General features: G+C 59.6%; 12 protein-coding genes. 7 read left to right on the forward strand and 5 right to left on the reverse strand.

Annotation, left to right across the window (positions count from 1 at the left end; genetic code table 11):
- The first annotated feature begins 261 nt into the window (after window positions 1-261).
- Window positions 262-1,158: an endonuclease/exonuclease/phosphatase family protein gene (locus CDO73_RS07950; RefSeq protein WP_088487991.1), complete on the forward strand. Its 897-nt coding sequence runs from the start codon at window positions 262-264 to the stop codon at window positions 1,156-1,158.
- A 392-nt stretch (window positions 1,159-1,550) separates the two neighbouring features.
- Here the strand turns inward: CDO73_RS07950 and CDO73_RS07955 are convergent, their stop codons facing one another.
- From CDO73_RS07955 to CDO73_RS07965, 3 genes are read right to left on the reverse strand one after another with little or no spacing between them, the layout of a single operon-like run.
- On the reverse strand, window positions 1,551-1,991 hold the full coding sequence (locus tag CDO73_RS07955; protein WP_088487992.1) for a GNAT family N-acetyltransferase: 441 nt from the start codon (window positions 1,989-1,991) through the stop codon (window positions 1,551-1,553).
- Between the two features lie 26 nt (window positions 1,992-2,017).
- Window positions 2,018-5,233 (reverse strand): DEAD/DEAH box helicase, encoded by a 3,216-nt coding sequence (locus CDO73_RS07960; RefSeq protein ID WP_088487993.1) that lies wholly within the window; start codon window positions 5,231-5,233, stop codon window positions 2,018-2,020.
- Window positions 5,230-7,047, reverse strand: a complete 1,818-nt coding sequence (locus CDO73_RS07965; RefSeq protein ID WP_088487994.1) for a hypothetical protein — start codon at window positions 7,045-7,047, stop codon at window positions 5,230-5,232. The genes CDO73_RS07960 and CDO73_RS07965 overlap by 4 nt, the downstream gene beginning before the upstream one ends.
- 404 nt (window positions 7,048-7,451) lie before the next feature.
- Here CDO73_RS07965 and CDO73_RS07970 point away from each other — a divergent pair, with 404 nt between their 5' ends.
- From CDO73_RS07970 to CDO73_RS07985, 4 genes are all read left to right on the forward strand, one after another.
- Window positions 7,452-8,120: a GntR family transcriptional regulator gene (locus CDO73_RS07970; protein ID WP_088487995.1), complete on the forward strand. Its 669-nt coding sequence runs from the start codon at window positions 7,452-7,454 to the stop codon at window positions 8,118-8,120.
- Window positions 8,121-8,336: 216 nt separating this feature from the next.
- Window positions 8,337-9,743: a branched-chain amino acid transport system II carrier protein gene (gene brnQ / locus CDO73_RS07975; RefSeq protein WP_088487996.1), complete on the forward strand. Its 1,407-nt coding sequence runs from the start codon at window positions 8,337-8,339 to the stop codon at window positions 9,741-9,743.
- A gap of 237 nt (window positions 9,744-9,980) precedes the next feature.
- The gene (locus CDO73_RS07980) at window positions 9,981-10,616 is read left to right on the forward strand and encodes a TetR/AcrR family transcriptional regulator (RefSeq protein ID WP_256972614.1); all 636 of its coding nucleotides are present in this window, start codon (window positions 9,981-9,983) and stop codon (window positions 10,614-10,616) included.
- Window positions 10,617-10,629: 13 nt separating this feature from the next.
- A complete protein-coding gene (locus CDO73_RS07985; RefSeq protein ID WP_088487997.1) occupies window positions 10,630-13,098 on the forward strand; it encodes an MMPL family transporter in 2,469 nt (822 codons plus the stop codon).
- 122 nt (window positions 13,099-13,220) lie between these two features.
- Here the strand turns inward: CDO73_RS07985 and CDO73_RS07990 are convergent, their stop codons facing one another.
- The gene (locus CDO73_RS07990; RefSeq protein WP_088487998.1) at window positions 13,221-14,084 is read right to left on the reverse strand and encodes a LysR family transcriptional regulator; all 864 of its coding nucleotides are present in this window, start codon (window positions 14,082-14,084) and stop codon (window positions 13,221-13,223) included.
- Between the two features lie 129 nt (window positions 14,085-14,213).
- On the opposite strand from CDO73_RS07990, the gene CDO73_RS07995 reads away from it, so the two are divergent.
- Window positions 14,214-14,579, forward strand: coding sequence for a cupin domain-containing protein (locus tag CDO73_RS07995; RefSeq protein WP_088487999.1), 366 nt, complete (start codon window positions 14,214-14,216; stop codon window positions 14,577-14,579).
- A 24-nt stretch (window positions 14,580-14,603) separates the two neighbouring features.
- On the opposite strand, the gene CDO73_RS08000 is transcribed toward CDO73_RS07995, so the two are convergent.
- Entirely contained in the window at window positions 14,604-15,383 is a 780-nt protein-coding gene (locus CDO73_RS08000; protein ID WP_088488000.1) for an SDR family oxidoreductase, read from the reverse strand.
- A gap of 235 nt (window positions 15,384-15,618) precedes the next feature.
- Between CDO73_RS08000 and CDO73_RS08005 the strand changes: the two genes are divergently transcribed.
- Window positions 15,619-16,158 (forward strand): GNAT family N-acetyltransferase, encoded by a 540-nt coding sequence (locus CDO73_RS08005; RefSeq protein ID WP_088488137.1) that lies wholly within the window; start codon window positions 15,619-15,621, stop codon window positions 16,156-16,158.
- The last annotated feature ends 524 nt before the right edge of the window (window positions 16,159-16,682 follow it).

Genomic DNA, 16,682 nt, shown 5'->3' on the forward strand with positions numbered 1-16,682 from the left:
AAGGCGATTCAAAACAGTCGAGAAAGACATTCACATAATCGAAAAACAACGCATCGCGACCGTTTGAGCCGACGCTGCCGCTTTTTTAAGCGGGAACGTCGGCTTTTTTGCGTCCGAGCATCTTTACCGTCAGTGCCGACTCGGAGCCTGAACGAGCGCGTCCTGCGCTTACGATGTCGATTATGGTACACTGTGGAAGCTGAGCAGTTCCGGAGGATTCAAGGTCCTTAAGGTCCAAAATTGCGAAAAAAAGGTGATAAAATGAAATTGCTGACGTTGAATACCCACGCCTGGCACGAAGACGAACAGGAGCACAAAATTCGGCAGTTGGCCGACTTTATCAACGAACGCGGATTCGATCTGATCGCGCTTCAAGAGGTCAATCAGTCTCCTGCGGCGGCGGAAGCAAGCGTGGAACAATTGGCGAGATACTACGAAGCGGAACCGGGAACGACGATCCGCGCCGACAATTACGCGCTGCTGCTGATCGAGCTGCTGGACGCGCCTTATCATTGGTCTTGGCTGTCGACGCACAGCGCGTATCAAGGCCGTTACGACGAAGGCGTGGCCGTGCTGACGCGCGAACCGATTACCGATGCGCGGTACGGCTACGTATCGGGCATCCGGGATTACATGAACTACAAGACCCGGCGGATGCTGGGGGTCAAGACGTCGCTCGCGCCGGCGGGCGGCGAAGAGACCGGAGAAGATCGGGTTCTCGACGCGACGGCAAAAGAGCCGACGGGCGAGTCCGACTCGTTCTGGCTGTTCAGCGCCCACTGCGGCTGGTGGCACGACGAAGAAGAACCGTTCCGCGGACAATGGGACCGTGCGGAAGACCTGCTGAAGCCGCTGCGCGATGCGGGCGAACGGATTTTCATGCTAGGCGACCTGAACAACGTGGCGCAGATCCGCGGCGAAGGGTACGACTACGTCATGGAACGCGGCTGGTGCGACCTGTATACGGCAGCGGCGGAAAAAGACGAAGGTTCGACTGTGCTCAAAGCGATCGCCGGCTGGTCCGACAACGAACGCCCGCTGCGGATCGACTACATTCTGTGCAGCGAGACGATCGAGGCCAAGAAGTCCGAAGTCGTGCTGGACGGCCGTAACGGCCCGGTGGTCTCGGATCATTTCGGAGTGGCGGCGGAAGCGTGAGCGGGGCGGCTTTTTCAACAGGAAAAAAGCCTCTGAAAAGTATCAAGCGAAAAAGAAAAGAGACGAAGCGGGGAAGCCGCTTCGTCTCTTTTTTTGGGTTAGGCACTTCCTATGCGGAGGGCGCTTCGTCGCTTGAATAGCCGCTGCGATCTCTTGCGCATCGACCATCGAACTTGACCTTTCTTCGCGGGCTAACGGAACGAGAAGGCGCTTAGCGGACATTCGAAGCCGTTTTGCAATTCTAACGGAACGAGATAACGCTTAGCGTGAAAAAAGGCAGGATTTCAGCCGAAAAAGAGGACGATCGGCCGTATAACGAATCGACGTTCCGTTAACGAAAGTCTCGCAGGAATACGGAAGCAGGCTGAGATTCGGATAAGACGAAACCGGTCTTATTCCGAACGTTTCCGGCTCGGCCGATACATCCCGATCGAAGCGGGCGCGGTCTCGATAAAGCCGAAGTGCCGATACAGCTCGTCCGCCGGGGTGTCGGCGATCAGGCTCACGAACGAGCCGGACGGAACGTTTTCTTCCAAATACCGCTCGATTTCGGTCATGATGCGTCGGCCGAGCCCGCGCCGCTGCGCGGAAGGATGGACGACGATGTCGGATACGATATAAGCGCAGCCGCCGTCGCCGACGACGCGGCCCATGCCGACGAGCCGGCCGGACTGCCGCAGCGTGACGGAGAACAGCGAGTTGGGAAGTCCTTGCCGCGCGGCTTCAAGCGTTCTTGCGCTCATGCCGCCGGCGACGCGCAGCGCCATAAATTCTTCGGGCTGCGGGATTTCGTAAGCCAATACGATATCGGATTGAAGATCGGATGAAGTCATGATCAGGGCAGAGCCTCCTTAACAGGTTATCCGCGCCGCAGCGTGAACAGCTCGCGCAGCGCGTTGTCGGACAATTCGGTAATCCAGCCTTCGGAACCGGCGATGACGCTGTCGCTGAGCTGCTGTTTGCTCTCCAACATGTCGTCGATCCGTTCTTCCAGCGTGCCGATCGAGATGAATTTGTGGACCTGCACGTCTTTGGTCTGGCCCATGCGGTACGCCCGATCGGTCGCCTGATTCTCGACGGCCGGGTTCCACCAGCGGTCGACGTGGAAGACGTGGTTGGCCGCCGTCAGGTTGAGTCCGACGCCGCCCGCTTTGAGCGACAGGATGAACACGGCGGTCGTCTCGCCCGGCGGCTGTTCCTTCGCTTGGAACTGCTCGATCATGCGCTCGCGCACCGTGCGCGGCGTGCTGCCGTTGAGGTACAGCACCTGCTCGCCCAGTTCTTCGCCGAGCACGCGCTGCATCATCTCGCCCATGCCGATGTATTGGGTGAAGATCAAGCAGCGTTCGCCTTCGGCGCGCAGTTCTTTGACCATCGCGACGAGCCGGGACAGCTTGGCGGACTGTTCGATCAGCGTGTCCAGATCCGGAGCCTCGTCCGGATCGATCGCGGGCGACTCGTCCGAGGCCAGAGCCGGATGATCGCACAGCCGTTTGAGTTTGGTCAGCGCGGACAAGATCGCGCCTTTGCGCTTCATGCCTTCGAGCTGCGGCATTTCTTTGAGCAGCTGCTTGACGACCTGCTCGTACAGCACGCTTTGTTCCGGCGTGAGATGGATATAAGTCTTCATCTCGTTTTTCTCCGGCAGGTCGAGCTGGATATTCGGGTCTTTCTTCTTGCGGCGAAGCATGAACGGTTTGACCAGCCGCTGAAGTTCGCCGATCTTGTCTTCGTCTTGTTCTTTTTCGATCGGATTCGCGAAACGTTCTTGGAACGACTTCGGACCGCCCAGATAACCGGGCACCATAAAGTCGTAGATCGACCACAGTTCGGACAGCCGGTTCTCGATCGGCGTGCCGGTCAGCGCGATCTTGTGCAGCGCTTTGAAGCTGCGGATCGCGGTCGACTGCTTGGTCTGCGCGTTCTTGATCGTCTGCGCTTCGTCGAGGCAGATGGTCAGCCAATTGAAGCCGCGCAGCAGCTCTTGATCGAGCGCCGCAGTCGCGTAAGACGTCAGCACGACGTCGACGTCCGAAGCCGCCGCGGCAAAAGCTTCGCCGGTGCGGCGGCCGCTGCCGTAGTGCAGCATGACGCGAAGATCCGGCGCGAAGCGCGCGATCTCCTTCTGCCAGTTGCCCAGCAGGGACGTCGGGCAGATGATGAGAGAAGCTTCCAGCGGATAGGAACCGGGCCGGATGATGCCGTCGTCCGGCGGAAGCCAAGCGGGCGCGGAGCCGCCTGCGCCCGAAGCCGCGCCGCCGGAGCGAAGAGACGGGCCGCGCTTCGAAGCGGCCCGTCGCGGAGCGGCATCCGCGTAGGCTTCCGAGCCGCGCGGAAGCCCTTCGGCGCGGCTTTCTTTGACGTGCAGCAGATACGAGATAAGCTGCACGGTCTTGCCGAGACCCATATCGTCGGCGAGGCAGGCGCCCAGCCCCAGCCGGCGAAGAAAGGCCAGCCAACCGAAGCCTTCGCGCTGGTAGTTGCGCAGCTCGGCGCGCAGGCCTTGAGGGATATCGATCGCTGGCCAAGCTTCTTTCTGGCCGAGCTGGTCGATCAGCGAAGCCAGATGGCCGCTGAGCTGCACTTCGAGTTCCAAGCGCGCGTTCTCTTCGGCGCGGGCACGTTCGTCTTCTTCGCCGTTCTCCGCTTCTTTCTTCATCAGATGCAGCTGAAGAATATCTTGGAACGACAAGCCGTTCTTCTTGTCCAGCCCGTTCATCATGCGGCTGATCTGGGTCAGCAGGGCAGGGTCGAGCGCGACCCATTCGCCGCGGAACTGCACGAGCCGCTCGTTCTTCGCGGCCAGTTCCAGATACTCTTCTTCGCTGAATTCGGCGTCGCCGATCGCGATGCGCCAATCGAAGTTCAGCACGGAATCGAGACCGAACACGGAGCGGCCGCCTTTTTTGCCGTCGCCGCTTTCTTCTTCCTTGATCCGCGCCTTAAGCTTCGGTTTCTTCTTGCTCGCCGCCTGCCACCAAGCCGGCAGCAGGACCCGCCATCCGGCGTCCAGCAGCCGCGGGCTGTCCTTCGTCAGGAACTGCCAAGCCGCCGGCCCGCCCATGCCGCGGGCCAGAATGTCCGGACCGGCTGCCACGCGGGGCGTCGGCAGACCGGTCCGCAGGCTCTTGAGCCATTCCGCGCTGCGTTCGCGCACATGCTTGTCCCATGCCTTCGGCCAGCTTCCCGCCGCGACGCCGGCGTCCGAGAGGGTGATCGGAACGAGCGAAGCCTCGTCTTTCTTGTCCTGAAGAGCCAACTGCAGCCGCCAGTCCGCGCTCTCTTCGTCCGGTTCGAGGAACCGGACGACCGGACGGAACGGCGCGGCATCTTCGCGCCAACCGACCGCGACCAGCCAGGCGTCCTCGTCGAGGCCCGCCGCCGACGCTCCGCGGTCGAACAGCCGCGGATACTCGCGGCGCAGGTCCAGAGCCGCCTGCTCGCTGCCGTAGCGCAGCCGGAACACCGCCGCCGTATACGCCGCGCGCAGCCCGGCCAAGAAAGTCTCCTCCACGTCGTCTTCCTCGCTGCGGCCGCCGAACAGCGCTTCCTCGTAAGCTTCCTCGTCGCCGAGCCGTTCTGTGCCGCCGCTGCGCTCGGCGGCCGCTTGGGCATTCGCCCCCCGGAGCTTGCCCCGGTCCAGCGAAGCCAAGACGGACGCGTGCTCGCGTGCCTTGAGCGCGTGGCGATCCCATTTCCATTGAAGCTTGCCTCCGCGATACGCGGCGAAATCCGGTTTGTAAGCCCGCGCCGCGATGCTCGCGGCCAGAGCGGGCGCGCAGCGCGCGAGCAGTTCCGCGTCGCCTTCGAAGCTCCATTCGACGTGCCGCAGCAGCGGCCGCGCCGCGAAGAAATCCAGCACCATTTCGGCCGGCAGCAGGACCAGTTCGACGTCGCCGCTGCTCTGCATCTCGAGCTCCGTGCCGTAGAACGATTCTTCGTGCCGCGCGAACAAGAGCTGCTTGAAATACAAGCCCGGCATCGTGCCGTAAGTCGGCTTCGTTCCGTACAGCAGAGCGTCGCCGTATTCGCTCAACACGGCATGCACCGTCACGGTTTCCATTACTGCGTTCATGGCATCAGTTTTCCTTTCTTCAATTCTTCTTGAAGAGCGCGCAGGCGCCCGTATTTGGCGTTGAACGATTCCATGAAAGCGTCCCAGCGCTCTTCGCGCTTCATTTTCTTATACAGCTTCTCCAATCGCTTGATCAGCTTCGCCGCCCGCTTGTAGCCGTCCCGGTTGCGATGTTCCACCAGCCGCTCGACGGCCTGATGATAGAACGGAAGCAGCAGTTCCGGCGCGTTCTTCTCCAGCGGAGCCAGCTCGGAGACTTTGAAACTCGAAGGTTCGGCGCCGCTCGACAGTTGGTAATCCATCCATTCGTCCCAGCGCTCGCGTTCGAGCAGTTTGGCCGAGTAGAAGTCGGAGGCGTAAGGAAGCATCCCGCTAAGCGTCTTCCACATTCCCGGTTCGGCTTCCGGCAGATGCGCGAGCGTCTCGTCCCAGACCCGGCCGTATTCGGCCAAGCCGGAACGCGCCCGTTCGAGCAGCGGACCGAACCGCTCCAGCCAACCGGCCAGCCGTTCCCATTGGCCGGAACGGGCAAGCGGAGCGAAGAAATCCGGCAGCTTGGCGGGCGAGAAATACGGCTTGTCCGCCGCTTCGTTCAAGAGCGTCCAAGCCCGCTCGTCTTGTCCCAGACAGAAACGGCTCCAAGCGTTCGCGCCCAGCCAAGCGAGGCGGTTCAGCGAACGGCCGAGTTCGCGTTCTTCGTCCATCAGGAATTGGAGTTCCGATTCGTAGCGTTCGATCCGTTCTTGCTCGTCTCCGTCAATCGGCGCGACCCAAGCGTTGAGCAGGCCGTAATAACCGCGCGAGAACGCGTCCTGTTCGCGCGGTTCCGTCAGCATCTGCTTCCGAAGCAGGCGCAGCGTTTCCGCAAGGCGTTCTTGGACCTGAGGATCTTCCCGCTGCGGAAGCGGCCGCGACAGCAGGGCTTCCATGCCGGATGCCGTCTCGGAGACGGCCAGATGCGCGTAGTACCCGCTGGACGAAGCCGTCAAGATGCGCAGGACGAAGAGATGCGCGCTCAGGCGGTACACATCTTCGATGCCCGGCCGCAGCGGCGGCATCGCGGAGAAGATGCCGGCCAGCGTCAATTCCGCGAAGCGCGGATTGCGCGTTCGGCCTTCCAGCGCCGAAGCGGTCTCTTCGAAGCCGCGCAGCCAAGCGGAGAGGCCGGAAGCGGCCAGCAGGGCCGCTTGTTCTTCGCCGTGGGATCCGCCGGGAGCCGTTCGTTCGTCCGAGCCGGGGAAATCGTCGGCCGAAGCAGGCGTTCGCGAAGCTCGGCTTGCCTCTTCGCCCGAACGAATCTCGCTTTTGTTCGGCCGTGCGTTCGGCGCAGGTCCGCCGGCTTCGCCGTCCGTTTTCGTCTCCGTGCTCCGAAGGCCGTTTCGACGCGTTTCGTCTTGGACGGGATTCGGGACGCGCGCCGATTCTTCGCGTTCCGAACCTCGCGTCTGCGTTTCGCTTTCCGCTGCCGTTTGTTTCGCCCGTCCCAGACTCGCGTTCGCGAGCGCCGATACCGGTCGGCCGCGCAGTCGCGCCAGTTTCATCAGCGCCGCCGCCTGATGACGGCAGGGCTTGCGGTCTTTGCAGTCGCAGAGGCCGCCTGCGGGAGCGTCCAGATCCACGCTTACCCGGCAGAGCTGTTGTCCTTCCGCGACTTCCGCTTCCAGCTTGCGGTCGTCCGACAGCGCAAGCTGCTGCACGCTGCCCATTCGTTCGTATTGAAATCCGCGTTTGAGCGTCAGATCGTCATAGGAGTCGGCTACGCCGTCGACCAGCGTGTTCCATTGTTCGTCGGTGAACGCCGCGTTTTCGTTCATTCTTTCATCGTCCTCCTGTCGTGTTCTCCTGCGTTTGCTGCCCGATCGCCGAACGCGACGGCAAGTTCGCATCGATGCGTGTCGCTCTGTTTTTCGCCATCCGCCTATTATAACATGCTTAACCGAACGTCTGTACCCTGTCCGTCTCGGCGGATTATCGCCGGAAACTTGTCGAAGCAAGCCTTTTTCCGTAAAAGCGCTTCCCTCCTGCCTAAAAACCTTCCATCGCCGCCAAGAAATCCGTCAAAAGAAATCGCCATCAAAATGTCATGTACGCGCAGCGCGGATATAAAATTTTTCCGAAAACGTATGCAATATATTGCATGACGGATTATGAACGACTATAATGAACGAATCTTGACCATGCGTGTTAGCTATTTTCAACGAAAAAGAAGGAGGGCGTCATGCCGATTCCAACAGGTTTTGCAACTCCGCATCGATTATCGGCCAAACAGCGCGCCTTCCAGCAGCTTCAAGAATGGATCATCGACGGGACGCTGAGACCGGGCGAGAAACTCAACGACGCCGAGCTGGCGAACGCGCTGGGCGTCAGTCGGACTCCCGTTCGCGAAGCGCTTCAGCTCTTGAACGTCGAAGGATTCGTCGAGATGAATCCGGGGGTGTCGACGCAGGTGACGGAAGTCGACGGCGAAGACATCGCGAAGATTCTGCCGCCGCTCGCCGCGCTTCAATCCCTCGCCGCCGAATTGTCCGCGGCGCGGATCGCGCCGGAAGGCATCGAGGAACTGCGCCGGCTGAACGCCGAATTCGCGGAAGCGCTCGGCAAAGGCGATACGGCTTACGCGCTCAAGCTGGACGAAGAGTTCCACGGGGCGATCGTCGAATCGGCGGACAACTCGTACCTCGCGAATACCATCTCGACCTATCAAGCTCATGTCCGTCGGTTGTTTTTTCATAACTCCATCATTCTTACCCGCGATTCGGTCGAAGACCACGAAGCGCTGATCGGAATGTTGGAAGAACGCAGCGGGGAAGAAGCGGCGCGGCTGGCGCGGATCAACTGGCTGCGCGCGATCGATATCTATGCCGCGAAACGAAAAAGCATCGAGTGAGCCGACCGAATCGAATCTACGGTTCGCGCTCGCCGGAAACACGCGCGGTTTAAGCCGATTTTCGGCGAACGCAACCTCGCCTTATTGCCGGTCGGCGTCCAGCTTTTTCGTTGGAGCTTGATCCTTTAGCGCGTCACACTAACACATCAGACACCTCGGCGCTGCGCGCGATTCTGCCGCCTGCGCCCCGGATCTTCAATTGGAGGATTTGCCAACATGTCCAAAAAAGCGCCTTTGTCGTTCATTATCGTTCTCGGTGCCATGCTGTTCGCCTTGTTCTTCGGAGCGGGCAATCTGATCTTTCCGCCGATGCTCGGCCAGATGGCGGGCTCCAACGTCTGGTCCGCCAACGCCGGCTTCCTCGTCACGGGCGTCGGCCTGCCGCTGATCGCCGTCGCTTCGTTCGTGTTCTCGGGCGAACGCGATCTGCGCGGATTGGCGAACCGGGTCAACCCGACTTTCGGCCTGATCTTCACGGTCGTGCTGTACTTGGCGATCGGCCCGTTCTTCGCCATGCCGCGTACGGGCAGCGTCTCGTTCGAGATCGGCGTGAAGCCGCTGCTGCCGCAGGCCGACTCGCATCATCTGGCGCTGGCGATCTTTACCGTATTGTTCTTCAGCATCGCCTGCCTGCTGTCGCTGAATCCGACGAAGATCATCGATATCGTCGGCCGGGTGCTGACTCCGCTCAAACTGACGTTTATCGGCGTGCTCGTCGCGGCCGCATTGATCTATCCGATCGCCAAATTCGAAGCCCCGGACCCTTCGTACGCGGCGCACGCCTTTTTCAAAGGCTTCCAAGAAGGGTATCTGACGCTCGACGCGCTCGCGGCGGTCATCTTCGGCATCATCATCGTGGGCGCGCTCAAAGACCGCGGCGTTACCGGACGTTCCGCGCTGATGAGCGCCTGCGCCAAAGCGATCGCGATCGCGGCCGTGCTGCTGGCGTTCATCTACACGTCGCTGGCCTATATGGGCGCTTCGAGCGTCGGCAAGCTGGGCGTGCTCGGCAACGGAGCCGACGTGCTCGCGGCCGTGTCTTCGCACTATTTCGGCGCTTACGGTTCGGTGCTGCTCGGTCTGATGATCACGGTAGCCTGCATGACGACCTGCGTCGGCTTGATCACGTCGTGCGCGGCCTTTTTCCACGGGTTGTTCCCGCGCTTGTCGTATAAAAAGTTGGCCGTGATCCTGGCCGCGTTCAGCGCGCTCGTGGCGAATATCGGCTTGACCGGTCTGATCAAAGTCTCCGTGCCGGTCTTGATGATGCTCTATCCGCTGGTGATCGCGCTGGTGCTGCTGACGTTCCTGCATCCGCTGTTCAAAGGCAGAAGCGAAGTCTATCAAGGCGCGATGCTGCTGATCTTCCTCGTGAGCCTGTTCGACGGACTCAAAGCCGCGGGAGTCGAGATCGCCGCTGTGGAGAAAATCTTCGGCGAGATTCTTCCGTTCTACGGAGTCGGGTTGGGCTGGCTGCTTCCGGCGATCGTCGGCGGCTTCGGCGGAGCGATCGTCGCGAAGTTCGGCGGCCGCAAAAGCGTGCCTGCTTCCGAACCGAAGACGTCGCCTCGACCGGTTCAAACTTCGTCGAAGACGGACAACGGTACATCGGCGGGAGACTGAATCAGTTCCGACGCGGCGAGATCCGTAGTCCGAATATTCGCCGATCGGATAAGAGACGGATACTAATAGAAGAAACATGCGCGAAAACGGAATGCCGATCGGGGCGTTCCGTTTTTTTGTTTGCTTTTTGGACAGTTAAGTTAATTGCTCTTTGGGCAAAATTGCACAATGGGAAACGAAATGCTATATTGATCACAGTCATGAATCGAAGTAGGCGGGAGCGGAGGTGAAGAAGAGATGGAGATCAAGAAACAAAGTCTGCGCGATATGAAAAAAGAAGCGACCTGGCATATCCTTGCGGAAACGACGTTCGCCCTGGCGCTGGAAAAAGGGCTGGACGGATTCACGATCGAGGACGTGGCGCAGCGGGCCGGGTATTCGAGGCGGACGTTCGCCAATCATTTCTCCTGCAAAGAGGAAGCGATCGCGATGGCGGTGCTCGCTCTGAACGGCGGTCCGCAGGAAACGCTTCGCGAAGATCTGCTGAGGGAAGTAGAGTCGGCCGCGGATATGACGCCGGTCGAAGCGCTGATGCGCTGGCTGCGCATGCGATTCACGGCCAATCTGCTGCGCAAGCTGCGAAGTCTGCTCGAATTGTCCAAGACGTACCCCACGCTCGAGCCTTACGTGCTGAATATGCTGCATCGTTTGCAGACGGCCGCCAAAGAAGAATTGGACCGTTTCTGCGGCGATCGTTACCCTCAAGGCTACACGCGCATTTTGGCCGGGGCGGTCTTCGGAGCCGTCATGTCGATCCTCGAAGGAGACGTGGACATCGCGATTCCCGACGATCCTGCGCGCGAAGCGGAGGAGACGGCGGATTTCGAACAGTTTTTGCGGATGACGTACGGATATTTACAAAACGGATTTTAAGGAGCGAGCATAAGTGTCCAAGTTTCTCTACAAACTAGGCAAGTCGGCATACAGCAAACCGTGGTTGTTTATCGGGGGATGGGTCGTGATTCTGGCGCTCGTGATCGCGCTGCTCGCCACGAACGGCGTCAGCGTCAGCACGGACATGAAGCTCGAAGGCACGGAATCGCAGAAAGTATTGGATCAGCTCGCGGAAGTGCAGCCGGAAGCGTCGGGCGGACAAGGCAGCGTCGTCTTCGTCGCGCCGGACGGCGAGAGCTTGAACACGCCGGAACGGTTGGCGGCGATCCAAGAAGCGGTCGACGACGTCTACGGACTCGACCAAGTGCTGAACGCGCCGGAACTTGCCGCCAAAGCCGCGCAAGCGCAGGCCGAAGCGATCGCGAAGATGCAGGCGGAAGCGGCTCAAGGCGCGGCCGGCGGCGATGGCGCGGCGGCCGGCGAATCCGACGCCCAGCAGGGCGCGGGGATGGCGCAGGAAGGCGCCAGCGGCGGCGATGCGGCCGCGGGAGCCGACGCGGCGGCTCAGGCTCAACAAGCCGCAGCCGCCCAGCAGCAGGCAGCGGCAGCAGCGGCAGCCGATCTGCCGTATACGCCGCTGGTGGTCGACGGCGCGCCGGTCATCGGCGTGACGATCTCCAAAGACGGCCAAGCGGCGCTGTTCCAGTTCCAATTCACGGTGCAGCAGTCGGCCGTCAGCGACGAGATCAAAGAATCCGTGGTGAACACGGTCGAATCGGTTGCCGACAAGACGGGCATCCAAGCGCTGCCGAGCGAATCGCTGCTCCCGCTGGATATTCCGATCGGCAGCAACGAGATTTACGGGCTGGTCGTCGCGGCGATCGTGTTGGTCGTGACGCTCGGTTCGGTCGTGGCCGCAGGTCTTCCGCTCGTGGTAGCGCTGTTCGGCGTCGGCATCGGGGTCGGCGGCGCTTACGCGCTCTCGTCGTATCTGACGATGAGTTCGATCACGCCGGTATTGGCCCTGATGGTCGGTCTTGCGGTCGGCATCGACTACGCGCTGTTCATCATCAACCGCCAGCGCCGCCTGATCTTCGATCAAGGCTTGAGCGCGAAGGAAGCGGCCAGTCGTTCGATCGGCACCGCGGGCAGCGCGGTGTTCTTCGCCGGTCTGACCGTCATTATCGCGCTGTGCGGTCTGCTGGTCATCGGCATCACGTTCCTCAGCACGATGGCGCTGGTCGCTTCGGTCACGGTACTGCTTAACGTCCTGATCGCGCTCACGCTGCTGCCGGCGCTGCTCGGTCTGATCGGCGAGCGTATCTGCTCCCGCAAAGCCCGCGAGAAAAACGCCGCTTCTCAGGCGTCCCGCGCGCAGAAGCAGGCGAGAGCGCGCTGGATTCACGGCGTGATCAAATTCCGCTGGCCGGTGATTCTGCTGATCGTCGTCGTGCTCGGCATCGCGGCGATTCCGGCCGCGAAGATGGATCTGGCGATCCCGTCGGCCGCGTCGGCCGATCTGGATACGGCGAAGCGCCAGAGCTACGACGCGATCGCCGACAACTTCGGCGAAGGCTTCAACGGCACGCTGCTGATCGTCGCGGAATCGGAGACGGGCCAAGACATGACGCCGGCTCTGCTCGGCGAATTGACCGCGCAGATGCAGCAGCAGGATAACGTCTCCGTCGTGTCGCCGCTCGGCATCAGCGAGAACGGCAAGCTGGCGATGTTCAGCGTCATTCCGAAGACCGGCCCGAACGCGGAAGAGACCCGCGATCTGGTCACGACGCTGCGGGATGCCGATTACGCGCCGGAAAGCGGCGTGAAACTCGGCGTGACCGGCATGACGGCGGTCAATATCGACATGTCGGCCAAGCTGGGTCAGGTCTTCCCGATCTACGTCGGCATCATCGTGGTGCTGTCGCTGATCATTCTGCTGCTCGTGTTCCGCTCGATCGTCGTGCCGATCAAAGCCACGGTCGGCTTCCTGCTCAGCATCTTGGCGACGTTCGGCATCACGACGGCCGTATTCCAATGGGGCTGGGCGCATGACCTGTTCGCGTTCGATACGGCGGGGCCGATCCTCAGCTTCATGCCGATCATGGTCACGGGCATCCTGTACGGTCTGGCGATGGATTATCAGGTGTTCCTCGTCTCGTCGATGCGCGAATCCTACGTGCACGGCCACCGCGGAGACGACAGCGTGATCCACGGTTACGGTCTGGCGAGCCGCGTCGTATTGGCGGCCGCGATCATCATGGTCGCCGTATTCGCGGGCTTCATCTTCACGCACGATATCATGATCAAACAGATCGGTTTCGCGCTGGCGATCGGCATCCTGATCGACGCGCTCGTGATCCGCATGACGCTCGTTCCGGCCGTCATGTCGCTGTTCGGCGATCGCGCTTGGGCGCTGCCGAAATGGCTGGACCGCATCCTGCCGAACCTCGACGTGGAAGGCGATAAGCTGTTGGAAGAGCTGAAAGCGCGGGAAGCGGCGGAGACTGCAAAAGGGCGGTAATTCGTTCCGATCATCAAAAGGTTTCGATTTAAGTTTCCCGAACGACGAAATAACCCGGCCGAATGCGCCGGGTTATTTTTTTATGCCTAGTTGAAGCAAGCCCAAACTCCCGACCCGATCGATCAAGAAACCACAATCCCCGCCGTCTCCATAAACCGAGAAAGCGCCGCGGTTCTGTACGTATCGCGGCGCCTTATAAACACCGTAGGCACGATCCGGTAAGGGTCTTCGAGAGGGTAAGTGTTCAATCGGCTTTCCGCGCGGGATTCGACCATCGACATCGGCAGAACCGTCACGCCCAGTCCGTGCTCCACGCATTTTAGCACGCCTTCGAGCGTACCGTACTCCATCACCTTCATCGGCGGATGCCCGTTGTCTTCCAACCAGCGCTGCCAACGTCCCAAATAGATGCAGTGTTCGAACGAAGAAAGCAGCGGTTTGTCCAAGATCGACGTCAATACGAACGGTTCCGCGGAATGACCGGTAATCAAAGCAAGCGATTCTTCCAGCACCGGGTGTTCGATGATCTCGGGATGCAGAACCGGTCCGTCCACGAATGCGCCGTCCGATTTGTATTTGAGGATATCTTCGATCTGATCCACGGTAGGCGCCATGTACATGCTTAACTCCACCTGCGGAAACCGTTCATGGTAGCGCGCGAAAATAAGCGGCAAATGCGTGGACGCCGTCGATTCCATCGCGCCGATCCGCAGCGATCCGCGCGGCGTCGAGGAAGGATTGACCGATTCGACGGCTTCTTCGAAATCGTTCAGCAGTTTGGTGGCATGCTGCAAAAATTCGCGTCCGGCAGGCGTCAGCGATACTTTTTTATGCGAACGGTAGAGCAGGGCGACGCCCAATTCCTTTTCCAGACGTTGAATGCGCGCGGTCACGTTGGACTGAACGTAATTCAGTTTTTCCGCCGCTTTGGTGATGTTTTGCTCGGTCGCAACCGCTTTGAAGATCTCCAACGATTTGATGTCCAAATGCTTACAATCCCCTTTGCATCTCATTGAGTGATGATAAACCTCTGATTTAATGATTTTACGCGATGCAAGAGGATGTGTAAACTTGAGGAAACCAAGTCATCGAATTCAATCAAAAGGCGGGATAACATGGATTACCAAGCGGTCAACCTGAACGAAAAATTAGCTCTGCTGAATGAACAGTGGTCTCCGAGAGTCGTCAGCGAAATGAACGATTACCAATTCAAGATCGTCAAGATCGAAGGACATTTCGTTTGGCACGTGCATCAAGATACGGACGAAGTGTTTATGGTGGTTCAAGGTGAGATGGTCATCGATTTCCGGGACGGGCAGGTCAAACTGGCCCAAGGCGATTTGTTCGTGGTACCGAAAGGCGTCGAGCACAAGCCGTTTGCCGAACGCGAATGCCACGTCATGCTGGTAGAGCCGAGAGGCGTGCTGAATACCGGCGATACGGAGTCTGACCGCACGGCGGTCAACGACGTTTGGATCTGATGCTCGAAACGGTCGGGGTTTCTTTTACAACCTCGAACCGCCGCTCGCGTCCAGAAGCTGCCCGGTGATCCAGCGGCTGTCCGAAGACGCGAGGAAAGCGGCGATATCCGCGATGTCGCCGGGTTCGCCCCAGCGGCCGAGCGCGGAGATCGCGGCGACGGCGGCGCTTATGGCAGGATCGTTCACGGCCGAAGCGTTCATTTCCGTGTTCGTGTAGCCCGGCATGATCGCGTTGACCGTGATTCCGCGCGCGCCGAGCTGCTGGGCCAGCGCGACGGTGAACGTGTTGACCGCGCCTTTGGACAGGCTGTAAGCCATGACGGCAGGGGAAGCGACGCGGGTGACGAACGACGACACGTTGATGATCCGGCCGCCATCTTGCAGCCGATCCAGCGCGGCCTGCGTGACGAAGAACAGCGACTTCACGTTGACGGACATGAATTCGTCGAACGCTTCTTCCGACGTTTCTTCGAACGACAGCGGACGGCCGATGCCGGCGTTGTTGACCAGAATATCGAACTGACGGCTGCCGGTACGCGTTTGCAGTTCTTTATCCAGCAGGGCGTACAGCTTATGGATCTCGCCCATATGACTCAAGTCGGCCCCGATCGCGAACGCTTCGCCGCCTTCGCGGCGTATCGTTTCGACCGTTTCTTCGGCTTCTTGCGCCCGACGTCCGTAATGGACGGCGACCAGAGAACCTTCCGAGGCCAGGCGCAGCGCAATCGCGCGTCCGATGCCGCGGCTGGCGCCCGTGACCAGAGCGGTCTTTCCGTTCAATTTTCGGTTGATGGAATCAGACATGATCTAACACCCTTTCGCGAATCGAATGTCGGCGGCCGCCTGTCTTTTTTATAACACGAAGAGCGCTCCTGATTGTTGCCCTTTTACTCGCGGCGTGCTTATCTTAAGCTTGGAAGACATACGAAAAACACAAGCGGAAGATAAACTTCAAGCAGGACTTCGAACCGGCGGGCTGCGGGCGATCGGCTCAAGCGGCCGCGGCGGATCGACATTTTCGAAGGAAGAAGGCGATAACATGCAATCGATCGTAACGGATCGCGTCGTGCTCCGGAATTTTGCGGAAAAAGACGCGGCGGGGCTGCTGGAATATACGGCGTCTCCGAGAGTGAACTGTTTTCTCGAAAACAAGCTGGACACCGAGCAAGACGCGCTGGCCGAAGTTCGCAAACGCAGCGCCGACGATTCCCAGATCGCGGTCGCGCTCAAAGAAAGCGACGAGCTGATCGGGGAACTGTTCATGATGAAAGAAGAACCGGACACGTTCAGCGTCGGTTGGCATTTCAACGCGCGCTACGAAGGGCAAGGACTGGCGAGAGAAAGCGCGGAGGCGCTGCTGGAGCACTTGTTCGCGGAGCAAGGAGCGAGAAGAGTGTACGCTTACGCGGAAGACGACAACTTCCGGTCGCAGAAATTGTGCGAGAAGCTGGGCATGCGGCAGGAAGGCTGCATGAAGGAATTCGTCTCGTTTACCAAGAACGAAGACGGGACGCCGAAATACGAGAATACGCTGCTGTATGCGCTGCTGCGCAAAGAATGGGAAGCCCGCCGGGGCTGACCGCCGACTGCCAACAAGACAACTCGCTCCCTCGTAGGGAAGAGGATCGGGTTGTCGGCAAATATTCCATAGCAAAGCCTTCCTTATACGGAAGGCTTTTTTACGTCGAAGAGAAGTTCGATCATGCAACACGACGCTTTTGGCCGAAATCGCCTTTGATTTCGGTTGTTAGGCTGCTCTTTTGTCAATGTAACGCTCGAACGACAGTAGACGGCGTGTCCTACATTGCCTTTTCGTCAATGTAGAGCCCGTTTTTTGCTTACCGGCGATCTTACATTGCTTAAAAAGCAACGTAGAAGCGCTAAAACGCCCGATTAGGCTCAGTTTCGGCGTCTACGTTGCTCTTTTGTCAATGTAACTCTAGAAAGGCAGTCGATCGCGTACTCTACGTTGCCGAATTATCAACGTAACCTCCTAGTATCTTGACCGCTTAAGAGGTTAGTTTAAGTTCATTAAAAACCCGCTTGAACCGTGCGTGTTTCCAATGAACTTAAACCTTAAATTCAATGCGGTCAAGGTACTGA

This window comes from Saccharibacillus sp. O23 (genome assembly GCF_002205895.1).
Lineage (GTDB): Bacteria > Bacillota > Bacilli > Paenibacillales > Paenibacillaceae > Saccharibacillus.